Below are 16,174 nucleotides of genomic sequence, written 5' to 3'. Positions count from 1 at the left end.
GGCGTAAGATGGGTCTGAAGCTCACTGGAACGAAGTGTTCACTATAAATCCTGAGATCGCGTTAGAACATCCAGAATCTTACCAACCCGATAGCCGCTCCCGCCAGAATCAACCACGCCGAATTGAGCTTGAAACGCAGGAGCACAGCAAACGCAACCAGCGCAATGAGCCAGGTAACAACATCGGTCAGCGCGCTTTGCCCCAACTGAAATAAGACGCCTGCCATTAAAGCGACTGCCGCGATATTGAGACCATCCAGCAGCGTACTCGTCCACGGAGAACGACGCAATGTCGCCGCCAGCGGGTGAATAATGGCAATAAAGATGAAGGAGGGTAGAAAAATACCGACTGTAGCAACCAGCGCCCCTTGCCATCCACCAACCATGAACCCGATGAAGGTTGCTGTGGTAGAGACAGGCCCCGGCGTAAATTGACCAATCGAGACGGCATCAAGCAATTGACGATCGGTCAACCAGTGCAGATTCACTACGAACTCCGGGCGCAGGAATGCCAGAATAACATATCCACTGCCGTAAAGTACTGCTCCGATTTTGAGAAATGTCAGGAAAAGCAGCGGCAAACTGTAGGGAACAGCTACAGTTGCTACCGCTGCTAAACCGGCGCTGATTCTGGTGAGGGAAATATACTGCCGTAGCTCTTGTATACTAGCGAGAGGAAGAGCCATGAGAACATTGCTGATTTCACTTCCAGATTTATGCCTCCTCTGGTAGGAGCGTTCAACCCAACGAATAATGCCAAAGAGCAAAGCTCCACCAAAAAGCAAGGCAATGGTATTCGTTCCAGGTAGGTATAATGCCAGTACCAACAGCCCCAGCATCACCGACCAGGCTCCCTTGAGTACAGTACGGCACAAGCTTACCAACACCTGGGCAATGATAGCAATAACAATTGGTTTGATGCCATAGAAAAGCCATTCCACCTGAGGCAGCGAGCCGTAGGATACGTAGGCCCAGGCGAGGGTCAGCACAATCAGCATCGCAGGACCAATGAAACATATGCCACCAATCACCAGACCTGGCCAACCTGCGCGTAAATATCCCAGGTAAATTGCGAATTCAGTAGAGCTAGGCCCCGGTATGAGGTTAGTGATTCCCAGAAGATCAACGAAGCGTTCATCGCTGATCCACTTGCGTCGCCGAACAACCTCCTCGCGCATCATCGCGATATGTGCAGCCGGCCCACCAAACGCCGTAAACCCCAGGCGCAAAAAAAGCAAGGCGACTTCTGCCAGGTGGTTTTCTTGTTTCTCTTCTGCTGGAGGTACCGGAGATGGATGATTGATATCGCTCATAGCCCGTCCCGCTTTTCTATGCTATTCAGATAGTAAGAATCTGTACCAGCAGGTAGCGAATGCGAGTTCGCAGTTGTTGCGCAATCTGCTCAAAAACAGCGTATTTTTCGTCCTCTGATCCCTCTATCAAGGATGGGTCAGGAAGGCTCCAGTGGAGATGGACAGGTTCAGGGTTTCCGGGAAAGCTCGGACACTTTTCCTTAACACGATCACAAAGGGTGATGACGTAATCGAAAGATTGACCATGAAATTCATCGAAATGTTTTGCCCTCTGGTGACTGATGTCAATGCCCATAGCTGCCATGACGCGCACTGCGTAGGGATGAAGGCTGCGGGGATTGCTACCCGCGCTAAAAACCTCAAACCGTCCCTGGCTCATGTGGCGCAGCAATCCCTCCGCCATTTGCGAGCGGCCGCTATTACTCGTGCAGAGAAAGAGAATGCGTAATGGCTTGTAAGCGGAGATGGTAATTTGCTCTCTGGATAAAATTTGTGCGTTGCCCAGAGCAGGATGCAGAACTCCAGCACTGCTGAAGTAGAGCGACTGAAGTTTTTCCAGGTCCAGGCTGTAATAGATATCGCGCCCATCTGCCGTACTGCGATGTTCTTTGACAATCCCAAGGTTGTGCATGCGCCGCAGGTGGTAGGAAACCAGGTTTTGCGGCTGTTCCAGAAAGCGTACCAGTTCCTGTACACAGTAATCGCCGCGCGCGAGCAAAGTGAGGATTTTCCAGCGCACATCATGTGCCAGCAATTTGAGGATAGCAGGTGATTGGACAGACGAAAGCGTAACGTCCATAAAATCCTCCAATCAAAATTGTATCAATTTCATTTGATAGAAATATAGCATATCTTTAGGGAGATAACAAGTAGAGTTTTGTCAATAATAGGGTGACCCAGCAGGGACGCGAGGTGTGGTGGCCCGTGGGTGAGGGAGCTTGCTCGCCCTGGCTCTCAGCACGTATGGTTGTGGTAGGGATTATGGTGGGGGAGTAGCCGCGTCGGAGCATGAAACAGGCAGTTTGCAGGTAAGCCCCTTTCTTCTCCTACCGGTACCGGGTCGGCATCCCAGGAAGGTGCCGACCCGGCGCGTGCGAGGCATCGTAGATGAAGTGAGCCGCAGGCGCTCCGGTGCCGGTAAACCAGTAGAGACTGACATCCAATAGCTGTTCATCCCAGGCTCTCTCTCGCCGGATCTGCGGTGCCGCGCAGGCCCCGCAAGCGGCCTATTTCCATTAGCTGGAAACCGTCTCTTGCTCTGCCTGAGCCTCCACTGCTTCGACCGGGGCAGCTTTGGCAGTGGCCCGGTTGGGCAGGAAAATCAGTGTGAGCAAGAAACCTAGCGCAGCGATTCCGGCGGCCACTACAAGCGAAACATCCATCCCATGGACGAACGCTGTGCGCACCGATGCAAGCAGCACTGCTGAGCCGAGCCGCTGAGCTACCGCCAACCCACCGAACAGGCTCGTCTTGACCACACTGGCGACCGTCGCTGGCAGCCCTGCCAGATTCAACTGAGCCTGGTAAGCGGAACTGAGGACGCTCCCCAGGATCGCCGCCCCAAATGGCGCTCCGACTTTCTGCAGAGCCTGCAGCACCGCCGATCCTATCCCGCTGCGCTCCTGTGAGAGTTCAGAAAGCGCAGTAGAGGCCGCTGTAGCCATTGTCAGCCCCATTCCAGCCCCAACCAGGGCCATCCATACCGCGATAAAGCCTTCGCCGGACGCTACACCGGTCATAGCCCCCAGGAGCATTCCGGCACCCAGCAATACGAATCCAAGCGCAACCGTAATCTTCGCACCCACAAGACGTGCAACGCGATCAGCCGGCAAAGCCCCCACGACAAGCCCACCGATCAATGGCAAGAGCCTGATACCAGAACCCATAGCATCTGTGCCTATAATGCCCTGGAAGTACTGCGGCATGGTGAACAGCACACCGATCATGGCAAGCCCCGCCGTGGCCGCCAGAATTACACCCCAGGTGAAGGAAGCCGAGCGGAAGAGTGCAAGATCTACTAGCGGCTGACCACCTGGACGGCGCCCAAGCCAACCTTCCCAGAGGAAGAATGCCACCAGAACCGCTACACCCGCGATTATCGGAACCAGGGCCGTGACATCCCCCCAGCCGTTCTGGCCTGCCTGGATCAAACCATATGTCACACCAACCAGCCCAACAATCGAGGTAACGATTCCGACCGGGTCCAATTTGGGACGTACCGGCGCGCGCGATTCCGGAACGAGTATCAGGGCGACGATCAATCCCAGCAGGGCGACCGGCACGTTCATCAGGAACACCCAGCCCCACCAGAAGTTCGTCAACAGCCAGCCGCCCAGAATCGGGCCGATGGGCAGCGACAGGAAGTTGGCCGCCGCCCAGATGCCCACTGCCCGCGGTCGCTCCTCTTCGTTAAAAAGTACCGTCAGCGCGGATAGCGCCATCACGACGATGCCTGCCCCTGCCATTCCAAGTATCAGACGCGCTACAATGAATGCCTCTGCCGAAGGTGCGTAGGCACAGGCCGCCGAGCCTGCTCCAAACAAAGCCAGGGCAGTAAGCATCACCTTCTTACGCCCATAGCGGTCTCCGAGCAGTCCTGCTGGCAGCATCGCCGCTGCGAGTACCAGCAGGTATCCAGAAGTGAACCACTGCAGGTCAGACTCCGAGGCATGCAGCGCTCCGGCAAGTGTAGGCAACGCCACACTCAGAATTGTGCCGTCCAGTCCGACCGCTAGAATAGCCAGCGTAAGCGCACCCAGCGCCCACCACCGGCGATTTCCGAGATTTGTCATGATGACTATCTCCTTTCTGATCTGAAACTAACTGATTGTTTTATTAACCAACTATTTAGTTAAAAAGAGACAAGAAAACTCCCTCTTCTATAGGATCGTCCAGTTCAGCCTGCTAGCTCAGTCCCCCGCTGTCCTTCGGATCGGCCATCATCCCATGAACGATAAAGTCAATCAGGTACGCACGCCCTCGTGCCATCGCCGCCTCAGAAGACAGGTCCTCATCCGTGAACATCTGATACAGAGGAATAGAGGACAGATAGGACCAGCAAAATGCCTCTGCCATAACAATCTGGATGAAAGGATCGAAATCCGAACGGAGCAGTCCAGCGTCGCGAGCCTTAGCAAAAAATGCCCTCAGCTCATCAACGTCTTCCGTATCCAGTTGTGACATAATCTTTTTGTACGTTTGCCAGCCCTCTGCCTGTTCCCAGAGAATAATGCGCATCACACGCGGGCGTTTGAGAAAAGCATCAAACACGACGCCGATAACAGCCTCGAGCAATGCCTTGAACCGCTGCGGATCGCTGGCAACCGTTTCATCTGCGAGCAGCGGAGCCACGGCACCCGTTGAAAGCGTGTTCAGTTCCCGATCAATACGCCTGTTCACCTCCGTATACAACCCGAGCTTATCGCCAAAGTACTGGAAGATCAGGCTTTTGTTATAGCCCGACTCCGCTGCGATGGCATCGATCCGCGCGCCGTCGAACCCGTGTTCCGCAAAGACTGCTTCCGCTGCATTGAGAATCGCTTCCCGCGCACCCTCTGCGTTATGCGTCCGTCCTCTTCGACCTGCCTGTGAGTGTGACTCTGAATGTTCCCTCACACCCCTTGCATCCTGCACAAGTCCTCGTCGACTGCCAGGTTCTCCAGACTCAGACATCTTATCCTCATCTCCTTTTCTAACGAACAACAACACGCCTATCTAACTATTTAGTTAGATTATAATCGGAGAAAGCGAGAATGTCAAGACCGTCATGTAGGGGCTACACCACCCATTATGAAAACGACATTTTCAGGAGAGAGGAAATGCTGGTGATTACCTGGAAGTTGGGCAGAGATTCTTCGCTGCGCTCAGAATGACATGGTTCCGGATACACATGGATGTGTCCGGGGCCATGTCATTCTGAGCGCAGCGAAGAATCTCCCCACCCTTCAGACTATGAGAACTCCTCTCATTTCAGGGACTTCTGAAGAAACATTCATTTATAAGATGTATTATAATATAAAAACGGCTTTTCAAGCAACCTTGACTTTTCAAAAATTACTGTGTATACTTCTAGCAATTTGAGATATGTTTCCAGACGTTCCATTGAGTGGAAAAGATCGAGTTTTGTCATGTTCAGAAAGCACAGGGTACAGACAACGGAATACGAGATGCGGCAGAAATGTCGCCTCTTCCATCCCATGGATGGACCCGGTGCCATTTTCGTTAAGAGTGTTTCTTCCTCACCCCGTTGATTCAGGGGTGGGGAATTTTTTTTGACCTTTTTGGTTGGCAACTGAACCACGTCGCGTCGTAGGGGCCAGATTGATCGCGCCCCTCGTGGTACTCGCCACAACACTCAAGGGTATGGACTTGCTCTTGAAGCAGGCAGCGAGTAAATGACGACGAGACAACATGATGTAAACACGTTTTATTGAAAGCTATGGAGGCTAGTATGAACCTGATCACGTCTTACCTGCAAAACAAAACCAGCGTGGCGAGTGGCGCAATCGAGATGATTGCTGGGGATTTTAAGGGCAAAGATATCGTTTCTCTCGATCAGTTTTCTGCCAATGACCTGCGCATTCTCTTTAGATTAGTAAATCGGATGAAACAGATTGCCGTGAATAACGAGCCATCATCTCTTCTGGCCGGCATCCTCGTTTCTCTGCTCTTCTTTGAACCTTCCAGCCGCACCTTCGGCTCCTTTGCGGCAGCCGTCAAGCGATTAGGCGGTCAGACCATCGAGATTCAAAACCCTGAGACCGTCTCTTCCGTCAACAAGGGCGAGTCGTTCGAAGATACCATCCGCACCTTCGAAGCATACTCTGACGCCATCGTACTGCGCCACAGAATCGTCGGTTCGGCTGAACAGGCGGCCAGGGTTGCCACTTCCATCCCGGTCATTAATGCCGGCGATGGTAACAATGAGCATCCCACCCAGACGCTGCTCGATCTCTATACCCTCTACGAAAAATTCGGCAGGCTCGATAACTTAACTTGCCTGCTTGCCGGTGATCCGCTCAACAGCCGCGTGATCCATTCGCTTATTCGCGGTCTGTCGCTCTTCGAGAACAACACTGTCTACCTGCTCTCTCCGCGCCAACTGCGTCTCACACGCCCCGATTACTACTGTCTCAGCGAGCGCGGCATTCATATCATCGAGATACATCAGGAGAGCGATATTCCCGATAATTGTGACCTCTGGTACTGGACGCGCATCCAGAAGGAGCGTTTCGACTCCCTCGAAGACTACCTGGAAGCTATGAACAACGGATTTATGGTGACACCTGAACTACTGCGCAGGCATGGCAATAGCAATATGATCTTGATGGATCCCCTGCCACGTGTCGGCACCATCGATCCCGCCGTCGATGCCGATGAGCGTGCAATCTACTTCAAGTCCCAGATTCGCAACGGCCTCTACACCCGCATGGCGCTGCTGGCACTCCTGTTCGGAAAGGCAGAAATCAATGCGTAATTGCGTCGAACCTGTAGGGGCACGATTGATCGCGCCCACCGCTGATTTATCGGCCAATGTCCCGCAAAACCACCTGGTACACGGAAAACTGATCCTGGAAGACGGAACATCCTTCGATGGACTCTCATTCGGCTATACCGGCCCGGCCTCTGGCGAGCTTGTTTTCAGCACCGGCATGGTAGGCTATCCAGAATCGCTCACCGACGCCTCGTATACCGGTCAAATTTTAGCTATGACCTATCCCATCATAGGCAATTACGGAGTGCCAGATTCATCATGCTGGGAGGACGATCACATTCACATCGCCGGACTCATCGTCTCCAACTATATTGACCTGCCCTCGCACGCACAAAGCACGATGAACCTGGGTACGTGGCTACAGCAGGAAAAAATTCCGGCCCTGGAAATCAAGGATACGCGCTTGCTGACCCGGCACATTCGCAAACACGGCACCATGCTCGGCAAGATTGTCTTCGATCAGGACATCCCTTTCTATGATCCCGATGGCGATAACCTGGTAGCGCGCGTTTCGACCCGCTATGTCGCGAAAGAAGGCGATGGCGATACGACCATCGTCCTGCTGGATTGTGGCGCCAAACGCAACATTGCGCGTTCCCTGCTGGCCAGAAATGTGCGCCTGATAACCGTACCGTGGGATTTCGACCTCTTCGCCCCGGATGTGAACTTCACCTTCGATGGCATCGTCGTATCCAACGGCCCCGGCAATCCCAAAATGGCGGGCAGGACGATTCATACCATCCAGAAGGCCATCGATCAGCGCATACCAATCCTGGGAATATGTCTTGGACATCAACTACTCGCCCTGGCCGCCGGTGGCGACACCTACAAGCTGAAGTATGGACATCGCAGCCAGAACCAGCCATGTATCCTTAACGGGACAAAGCGCTGCTATATCACAACGCAGAATCATGGCTTTGCCGTTGGGAAGCTGCCTCCAGATTTCACGCCCTGGTTCATCAACGCGAACGACGGCAGCAACGAAGGCATCCAGCATATCGAATATCCTTTCCTCTCGGTACAATTCCATCCCGAAGCCATGCCCGGCCCGGCGGATACCGAATGGATATTTGATTACTTTCTGGAAAAAATTAGCGGTGAGGGGATACGATAATGGAGCTTAACAGAATTATTCGGCCACGTGGGGATTGCCAGAGCAGAATCCGCTCCTACGGACTGGAAAAGGTGAGGAGCTAACGTGGAGAAGCTGCATAAAGTGCTGGTGTTGGGAGCAGGCGCCCTCAAAATTGGACAATCCGGCGAATTTGACTATTCTGGCTCTCAGGCCCTCAAAGCCCTGTGTGAAGAAGGCATCGCGACCGTCCTGGTCAATCCCAACATCGCCACCATTCAGACATCGAAACTGCTGGCCGATGAAGTCTACTTCTTGCCGGTCACGCCCTTTTTCGTCGAAAAAATCATCGCAAAAGAGCGGCCCGATGGCATCCTGCTCTCTTTTGGCGGTCAGACGGCCCTCAACTGCGGCATCGAACTGTTCCAAAAAGGCATTCTGGAACGCTACAATGTCCGCGTACTCGGCACGCCCATTTCCGCCATCCTGCTCACCGAGGATCGTCAGGCATTCGCGGAACATCTGCATAGCATCGACATTCCCACTCCTCACAGCAGCAGCGCGGAAACGCTCGAGGATGCTCTATCCATCGCCAACCGCATCGGCTTTCCGGTAATGATACGCGCAGGTTTCGCCCTTGGCGGCCAGGGTTCGGGCATCGCCAAAGATGCCGGGGAACTCGAACGCATCGTGAATGGCGCGCTCGCATTCGCTCCCCAGGTGTTGATCGAGCAATACCTGCATCATTACAAAGAAGTCGAATACGAGGTCGTGCGCGATTGCTACGATAACTGCATCACCGTCTGCAACATGGAGAACATGGATCCGCTGGGCATCCATACCGGCGAATCCATCGTCATCGCGCCCAGCCAGACGCTGACCAATAGCGAATATCATATGCTGCGCTCGGCAGCTATCAGCATCGTGAAAAGCCTGGGCATCGTCGGCGAATGCAATGTCCAGTTCGCGCTTGACCCGCGAACGTCCGCGTACTACGTAATCGAAGTCAATGCCCGCCTCTCGCGCAGTTCAGCCCTGGCAAGCAAGGCGACCGGCTACCCGCTGGCATATGTGGCTGCCAAACTCGCCCTTGGCTACGGATTGACGGAACTCACCAATCGCGTCACAGGCGTCACTCAAGCCTGCTTTGAGCCGAGCCTGGACTACGTGGTGGTGAAGATACCGCGCTGGGACCTGTCAAAATTCAAAGGAGTAGACGAGACCATCGGCACGGGCATGAAATCGGTCGGCGAGGTCATGGGCATCGGCAGGACGTTCGAAGAAGCCTACCAGAAAGCCATTCGTATGCTGGACCTCGACTTTGAAGGTGCGACAACGGACAAAGTCTTTTCCGCCAATGATACAGTAGATGATATTCTGACCAGGTATCTCTACACGCCTACTCCCAGGCGTATGTTCGCCCTGGCGCTGGCCATGCGCAACGGCATCTCCGTCTCGCAAATCGCCACCATCACCGGCATCGACCCCTGGTTTTTACAGCGCATCCAGCATATCGTGGATATCGAGCAGGCTTTATGTGCAAGCCAGGACCTCTCTGCTCCCCATCTTCTGGCAATGAAACAGCTCGGCATTTCGGATAAGCGCATCGGAGAGCTCGTGGGCAAAACCGGCCTTGAAATTCGCGCCTTACGCAAACAACACGGCATTACCCCATCGGTTTTTCAGATCGATACACTTGCCGCCGAGTATCCCTCGGAAACCAACTATCTCTATATGACCTACAATGGACAGCATCATGACATAGCGCCGTTAGGCGACGAAGCCGTCATCGTGCTTGGCTCCGGCCCCTATCGCATTGGCTCATCGGTCGAATTCGACTGGACAAGCGTCAGCACCGTAGAAGCCCTGAAAAAGTATGGCAAACGCTCCATCGTGGTCAACTGCAACCCGGAAACGGTCTCGACAGACTATGACACATCCGACCGCCTGTACTTTGAAGAACTCACCTTCGAGCGCATCGCCGATATCTGCGAATTCGAGTCGGCCTACGGCCTGATAGTCTCAGTTGGTGGCCAGACTCCCAACAATCGCGTCAAGGCCCTGCACAACTATGGCATAAACATCCTGGGAACGAGCGCCGTGCATATCGACCAGGCAGAGGATCGCAGCAAATTTTCTCGCCTGCTCGACTCGCTCGATATTCGCCAGCCCGCCTGGGATACCTTCGTCGACCTTGATGGCTTGACCCGCTTCGCCGAACGCGTGGGATTTCCCGTCCTGGTGCGCCCATCATACGTGCTTTCGGGCAATGCCATGAACGTCTGCTATACCCGCGAAGAGTTGGAGCAATATGCCCGGGCAGCCGCGGCAGTCTCGGCGGAACATCCCGTCACCGTCTCCAAATTTTTCCAGAAGGTCAAAGAGATCGAACTGGATGCCGTCGCGCAACACGGCGAGATGAAGGTCTATGTGATCTCCGAACATATAGAGAACGCCGGCGTGCATTCTGGCGATGCAACCATCGTCCTGCCACCCCAGACGCTCAACGAGGAGACCATGCACAAGATCGAGCAGGCGGGCAGAGCAATCGCCAGGGCGTTAGAAATCACCGGCCCGTTCAACATCCAGTTTCTCGCCAAAGACAACCAGGTCTACGTCATCGAGGCCAATTTGCGCGCATCGCGTACCTTCCCCTTTATCTCGAAAGTGACCGGCATCAACTTCATCGAAATCTTCGTCGACGCGCTTTTCTCGCAAGATGAACTTGTGCCGCTATCCATACCGCCCCTGACGTTTACCGTGGTCAAGGCGCCGCAGTTCTCCTTTTCGCGACTCACGGGCGCCGATCCTATCCTGCGCGTCGAAATGGCCTCAACCGGCGAAGTCGCCTGCTTCGGTGAAGACCTTGAAGAGGCCTATCTCAAGGCTATTATCGCTACCGGCGGACACATACCCACAAAAGGCATCTTTATCAGTCTCGGCGGCGAGGACAAGAAGGCCAGATTTTTGGAGAGCGCCAGGCTCTTAAGCACTCTGGGCATTCCACTCTATGCCACAGAAAAAACGTGTGCGTTTTTGCGCGCGCATGATATCGCAGCAACCATGCTCTATAAAATTCACGAGCAGAAATCGCCCAATATCCTGACCTACTTCAGTGAAAATAAGGTAGACCTGGCAATCAACATCGTGGACAATCACGTCAAAAAGGAACTGGACGACGACTACCTGGTGCGCCGCTATGCCGTTGACCACAATATCCCCCTGTTCACCAAAATCAAACAGGCCCGTTTATTTACGCGGGCCATCGTCTCAAAAAATCTTGCTACAATACCAATAAAGTCCTGGAACAAATACATATAATCACCACAAAACGGAGCATTGAATGTTACTACGTAATGGATTGGTTGTGCTGCCAGAAGATACAGTCCGCCTGGATATCCGCACTTCCGGCGAAACAATAGTCGAACTGGCAGAGCATCTTGTCCCCGAACCGGGGGAGCATGTGATCGATGCTGCCGGGCGTCTTGTGCTGCCGGGTTTCATCGATTCGCACGTCCATTTTCGCGAACCCGGCGCAACGCATAAAGAAGACTTTGCCTCTGGCACCCGTGCCGCTCTTGCCGGCGGCGTGACGACCATCCTGGACATGCCGAATACGCAGCCATCCACCGATAACCGCGAGCATCTTGCCGAAAAAAAAGCCCTGGCAGCAAAAAAAGCCGTCGTCGATTATGGATTGTATCTCGGCGCGACAAACAGCAACATAGAAGAGGCCCTCGCAATCTCGGATCAGGTCGTCGCTCTCAAATTATATATGGGTTCCTCAACTGGTTCGCTGCTGGTAACAGAATTTGCTCCCCTCTATCGACACTTTTCCACGTTCCCATTGCATAAGCCCATCGTCGTTCACGCCGAAGACGAACAATCGCTCAAATATTTCGGTTCACTCGGCTCAAAAGATCACAATCAATCGCGCCCGCCCTTAAGCGCCCAGATAGCGGTGAGTCGCGCCCTGGCCATTGCCGAGAAAACGGGCCGGGCCTTGCATATCGCGCATACAACCACGGCCAGAGAACTCGAGCTCATACAGGAAGCCAAACGCAAGGGCGTCCATGTTACATGCGAGGTGACACCCTTGCATCTCTTTCTCAACGAAGATGACCAGCATCACCTGGGAAACTTTGGCAAGGTCAATCCGCCCTTACGCTCCGAAAACGACCGCAAGGCTCTCTGGACGTACTTTGACACGATTGATACCATTGCAACCGACCACGCGCCGCACACGCGAACAGAGAAAGACGTACCATACGAGCAAGCTCCTTCCGGCATGCCCGGCGTGCAAACCATGCTGCCTCTCTTGCTGACAGCTGCAGGCGAAGGCAGAGTAACGCTCAACGAGATCGTGAAACGCTGCGTCGTCAATCCCGCTCGCATCTTTGGCCTGAAAACCAAAGGTGCGCTTGAAATAGGCAAGGATGCCGACATCGTGCTGGTAAACCCGAACGTAGCGTATGAGCTCACCAACGAGCAAATGCTATCGAAATGCGGGTGGACTCCGTTCGCGGGCTGGAAAGTAAAGGGAAAGATAGAGCAGGTTTTTGTGCGCGGTTCTCTCGCCTACGAGAATGGCACATGTATAGCCGAACCGGGCAGTGGCAAACCGGTTCCCATCCAGTCCTGAAGGAAAAAGGCCAATGCTATACAAACCGGTCATCCGCCCCGCACTCTTTCGCGCCTCTGCTCGCGACCCCGAAATTGCCCACCACCAGGTCATGAACCTGCTGGCATTCGCCTCTCGCTATCCGGCGCTGCTCAAGATTCTCGAAGTGGCTAACGCTTACAAGTCGCCTGCATTGGAACGCACAATCTTCGGAATACATTTTCCCAATCCGGTTGGACTCGCGGGTGGCTTTGACAAAAATGGGCTTGCGCTCCCAGCACTGGCCGCGCTCGGCTTTGGCTTTCTTGAAGCCGGTACTGTCACTCGCTACCGGCAGCCGGGCAATGATCGGCCCCGTATTTTTCGCCTACCCCAGGATGGCGCGCTGATAAACCGCATGGGCTTTCCAAATGATGGAGCAGATGAGATTTCTGAAAGGCTATCCCGGCTCCCTAAGCCCACCATTCCGGTTGGTTGGAGCATTGGGAAATCAAAAATCACTCCTCAACAAGAGGCCGTGGAGGATTATCTCTACTCGCTGCGCAAGCTGCATGCCTTTGCCGATTTCTTTACTGTCAATGTCAGCTCACCCAACACGCCCGGCCTGCGCAAACTACAGGAAAAAGAACCATTAGAGCAGCTGCTGCGAGCAATCGTCCAGGAAGCAGAAGTTCTCGCAAGCCGGTCTGGCAAGGATACAGCTAAACCAATACTCGTGAAAATATCGCCCGATCTGACAGAGAGCCAGGTAGATGATGTAATTGAGGTCTGCCTGCATTGCCAGATTCGTGGTATCATCGCTACAAACACCACGCTTTCACGCGCAGGATTGTGCAAGAATACGTCCGAGACTGGCGGACTGAGCGGGCGCCCGCTCTTTTCGCGCTCGCTTGCGATTGTGCAATATCTCTACAAGCGGCTAAACGGTCAGATACCCATCATCGGCGTTGGCGGCATCTCAGGCCCCGATGATGCTCGACGGATGTTCGACGCAGGCGCAATCTTCATTCAAATCTATACCAGTTTTATCTACGAGGGGCCAGGGATTGTTAAGCAGATAAATAAGAAGCTGGTTATTAAAGGAGATTCAAACTGATGAACGACCCATCAATCATGCAATTATTCGCCAATGCCGGCGCCATTGTCAGCGATAGCCATTTCGTCTATAGCTCAGGACGGCATAGCTCCGTCTATATCAACAAAGACGCGCTCTACCTGCATACCGCAATAATATCGCAGCTCTGCCAGTTGATGGCTCACCCCTATGAAGCAGATATCATTGACGCTGTCGTAGGCCCGGTACTGGGTGGAATAGTCCTCTCGCAATGGACGGCTCACCATCTCAACGCCCGCCGTTCAGCGGGTGAAACGCTGGCCATCTACGCCGAAAAGGATGGCGATGGCCCGCATAAAACATTCTCCTTTCATCGTGGCTACGACAAATACATCTCCGGCAAAAACATCCTGGTCGTGGAAGACGTGCTGACAACCGGCGGCTCCGCTCGCCAGGTAATCGAGCTTGTGCGTCAACATGGTGGCAACGTCATCGGCCTGAGCGCGCTCTGCAATCGTGGCAACGTTCAATCCCAGGATGTTGGCAATGTCCCCATTCACGCACTCGTTTCTATCACCCTTGAAACGTTTGCCGAGGAAGCATGTCCATTTTGCCAGCAGCAAATACCCATCAACACCGAATTAGGCAAAGGAAGAGCCTTTCTAGCACGGCAGCACACCAGATAAGGAAAACAATATGACCACACAATACTCGACTCCAACAACCTTTATCGAAAAGCTGGAATACTGCTGGAATCAAGGCAACCTGCTCTGCGTCGGCCTGGATTCTGCTTATGAGCAACTTCCCGCAAAAGTGAAAAGTGGTCAAACCATCGAGGAAGCCATCTTTGCCTTCAACCGGGAAATCATCGACGCCACGCATGATCTTGTCTGCGCCTATAAACCCAACACAGCCTTCTATGAAGCGCAAGACAGGGAAGGATTGCAAGCCCTCATCCGCACAGTACGTTACATTCGAGAAAGCTATTCTCACATCCCCGTGATCCTGGACGCAAAACGGGCCGATATCGGCAGCACCAATGCAGGATATGTAGAAGCGGCATTCGATCTCATCGGCGTTGATGCCATTACCGTCCATCCATATCTTGGTAAAGAAGCTCTCGCGCCATTCCTGGCCCGCAAAGAGAAAGGCATCATTATCCTGGTCAAAACGTCCAATCCCGGTGCCGGGGAATTTCAAGACCTGCCTGTAGGCGACTCCCAGGAACCACTCTACCAGGTAGTTGCCCGCCACGTCGCTCAATCCTGGAACGACAACGGAAATTGCGCCGTTGTCGTCGGCGCCACCTATCCCGTCGAGTTGAAAAAAGTACGTTCCATCATTGGAGACATGCCCATCCTCATTCCGGGTATCGGCGCGCAGGGTGGCGAGATTGCCGCCACCGTCGACGCCGGTAAAGACAGCCGCGGCTGGGGCATGATCATCAGCTCATCACGCGCCATTATTTTTGCCTCAAAAGAGGACGATTTCGCGCAGGTCGCTCGCAAGGCCGCGGAAGAGTTGAGAATGGAGATTAACAGGTACAGGTGAACCATGCCTACTCTTGAAACAGAGCGTCTGATCCTGCGTGACTTTCTCTCACCCCCGCCTCTGCTCGGCCCAGCGAACTCTCAAGCGCCTGCCCCCGCATTTGCTCCAGCCGCTCCAACCCTTTTGCCTGCACATCCGACCATTCCTGCGCAAATCGTCCCGATAAAATATCATCCTCCAGCACCCGCTTAAATCTTTCGTATAGCCATTCACCGTTATCCCCTAGAAGCGCGCGCAATTGGCCGTACTGGCTCGTGTGCGAGTGCAGTGTCAGTTGCTGGAAAAGGCCCTGTTCCGCGATGCGCTCGAAAACTTCGGCGGGCTCTCCTGACAGGTACATTTCGTAGAGGATGGCCTCGTCGCTGAACCCCGCCGCGTGCAATACGTCATAAGCCGCCCGAAATGCTGCCAGAATGACCGGCCAGATCGCCTGCTCGCTGAATAGGTCAAGCGCCGCCTCTTCCCGTGCCGAGGATTGTATCGCGCCGCCGCGGGTCGCGCCGATACCCTGCGCAATCGACAAAGCCAGGCGCAGAGCATTGCCGCTGGCATCCTGTTCAACCGAGACAAAGCAAGGATAAGGCTCGCCTCGCAAATAGCGTTCGCGCACACCCGCGCCAATCATACGCGGAGCAACCATCACCACATCGATAGCATTGGGCAGATCGAACAGCTTGAACGCCACGTTATAGCCAGAAGCGACCACCAGCGTCGAACCCGGTCGCAGATGGGGCGCGATCTGTTCGCGAAAAACCTGCGGCTGATCCTCATCCGGGATCAGCAGGAATACTACATCACCCCACGCCGCAGCTTCAGGTATAGAGACAACGCGAAAACCATCATTGATAGCCGCTTGCTTATATTCATCCTCGCGATTGCCGATCACAATCTCCGCGGCTCCGCTATCACGCAGATTTTTGGACTGTGCCGCCCCCTGATTTCCATAGCCAATGAAAGCCAGCCGCTTCGACTGGACGATGGAAAGATCAGCGTCTTTATCGTAGTATATCTTTGCGCTCATGTTCATTTCTCAGAAAATTGGAATTGCTAAATTACCCCACTGTTAGGAT

The 16,174-nt window shown here is 53.9% G+C and carries 13 protein-coding genes; 8 read left to right on the top strand and 5 right to left on the bottom strand.

Annotation, left to right across the window (positions count from 1 at the left end):
• Positions 1-61 precede the first annotated feature (61 nt).
• Both chrA and VFA09_20490 read right to left on the bottom strand, forming a co-directional pair.
• Positions 62-1,312: a chromate efflux transporter gene (chrA, locus tag VFA09_20495; GenBank protein ID HZU69665.1), complete on the bottom strand. Its 1,251-nt coding sequence runs from the start codon at positions 1,310-1,312 to the stop codon at positions 62-64.
• A 25-nt stretch (positions 1,313-1,337) separates the two neighbouring features.
• Positions 1,338-2,111, bottom strand: a complete 774-nt coding sequence (locus tag VFA09_20490) for a metalloregulator ArsR/SmtB family transcription factor (protein HZU69664.1) — start codon at positions 2,109-2,111, stop codon at positions 1,338-1,340.
• Positions 2,112-2,250: 139 nt separating this feature from the next.
• Between VFA09_20490 and VFA09_20485 the strand changes: the two genes are divergently transcribed.
• A complete protein-coding gene (locus VFA09_20485; protein ID HZU69663.1) occupies positions 2,251-2,478 on the top strand; it encodes a hypothetical protein in 228 nt (75 codons plus the stop codon).
• A gap of 69 nt (positions 2,479-2,547) precedes the next feature.
• On the opposite strand, the gene VFA09_20480 is transcribed toward VFA09_20485, so the two are convergent.
• Complete coding sequence (locus tag VFA09_20480; protein HZU69662.1) at positions 2,548-4,104, bottom strand: MFS transporter; 1,557 nt, start codon at positions 4,102-4,104, stop codon at positions 2,548-2,550.
• A 112-nt stretch (positions 4,105-4,216) separates the two neighbouring features.
• A complete protein-coding gene (locus tag VFA09_20475; protein HZU69661.1) occupies positions 4,217-4,984 on the bottom strand; it encodes a TetR/AcrR family transcriptional regulator in 768 nt (255 codons plus the stop codon).
• Between the two features lie 778 nt (positions 4,985-5,762).
• Here VFA09_20475 and pyrB point away from each other — a divergent pair.
• The 7 genes from pyrB to pyrF all read left to right on the top strand — a co-directional run bounded on the left by pyrB (position 5,763) and on the right by pyrF (position 15,104).
• On the top strand, positions 5,763-6,788 hold the full coding sequence (gene pyrB / locus VFA09_20470; protein HZU69660.1) for an aspartate carbamoyltransferase: 1,026 nt from the start codon (positions 5,763-5,765) through the stop codon (positions 6,786-6,788).
• Positions 6,781-7,920: a glutamine-hydrolyzing carbamoyl-phosphate synthase small subunit gene (gene carA, locus VFA09_20465; GenBank protein HZU69659.1), complete on the top strand. Its 1,140-nt coding sequence runs from the start codon at positions 6,781-6,783 to the stop codon at positions 7,918-7,920. Before pyrB ends, carA begins: the two co-directional genes overlap by 8 nt.
• An 84-nt stretch (positions 7,921-8,004) precedes the next feature.
• Positions 8,005-11,199 (top strand): carbamoyl-phosphate synthase (glutamine-hydrolyzing) large subunit, encoded by a 3,195-nt coding sequence (gene carB, locus VFA09_20460; GenBank protein HZU69658.1) that lies wholly within the window; start codon positions 8,005-8,007, stop codon positions 11,197-11,199.
• Positions 11,200-11,221: 22 nt separating this feature from the next.
• A complete protein-coding gene (locus VFA09_20455; GenBank protein HZU69657.1) occupies positions 11,222-12,520 on the top strand; it encodes a dihydroorotase family protein in 1,299 nt (432 codons plus the stop codon).
• Positions 12,521-12,533: 13 nt separating this feature from the next.
• Complete coding sequence (locus VFA09_20450) at positions 12,534-13,595, top strand: quinone-dependent dihydroorotate dehydrogenase (protein ID HZU69656.1); 1,062 nt, start codon at positions 12,534-12,536, stop codon at positions 13,593-13,595.
• Positions 13,595-14,239: a phosphoribosyltransferase family protein gene (locus tag VFA09_20445; protein HZU69655.1), complete on the top strand. Its 645-nt coding sequence runs from the start codon at positions 13,595-13,597 to the stop codon at positions 14,237-14,239. Before VFA09_20450 ends, VFA09_20445 begins: the two co-directional genes overlap by 1 nt.
• A 10-nt stretch (positions 14,240-14,249) precedes the next feature.
• Entirely contained in the window at positions 14,250-15,104 is an 855-nt protein-coding gene (pyrF, locus tag VFA09_20440) for an orotidine-5'-phosphate decarboxylase (protein ID HZU69654.1), read from the top strand.
• 7 nt (positions 15,105-15,111) lie between these two features.
• Here pyrF and VFA09_20435 read toward each other — a convergent pair whose 3' ends face one another.
• Positions 15,112-16,125, bottom strand: coding sequence for an NAD(P)-binding domain-containing protein (locus VFA09_20435; GenBank protein ID HZU69653.1), 1,014 nt, complete (start codon positions 16,123-16,125; stop codon positions 15,112-15,114).
• Between the last annotated feature and the right edge of the window lie 49 nt (positions 16,126-16,174).

It is taken from the genome of Ktedonobacteraceae bacterium (assembly GCA_035653615.1).
In the GTDB taxonomy this organism is placed as follows: domain Bacteria; phylum Chloroflexota; class Ktedonobacteria; order Ktedonobacterales; family Ktedonobacteraceae; genus DASRBN01.
Note: the sequence above shows the minus strand (reverse complement) of the source record. Positions and strands in the feature narration are given on the sequence as shown.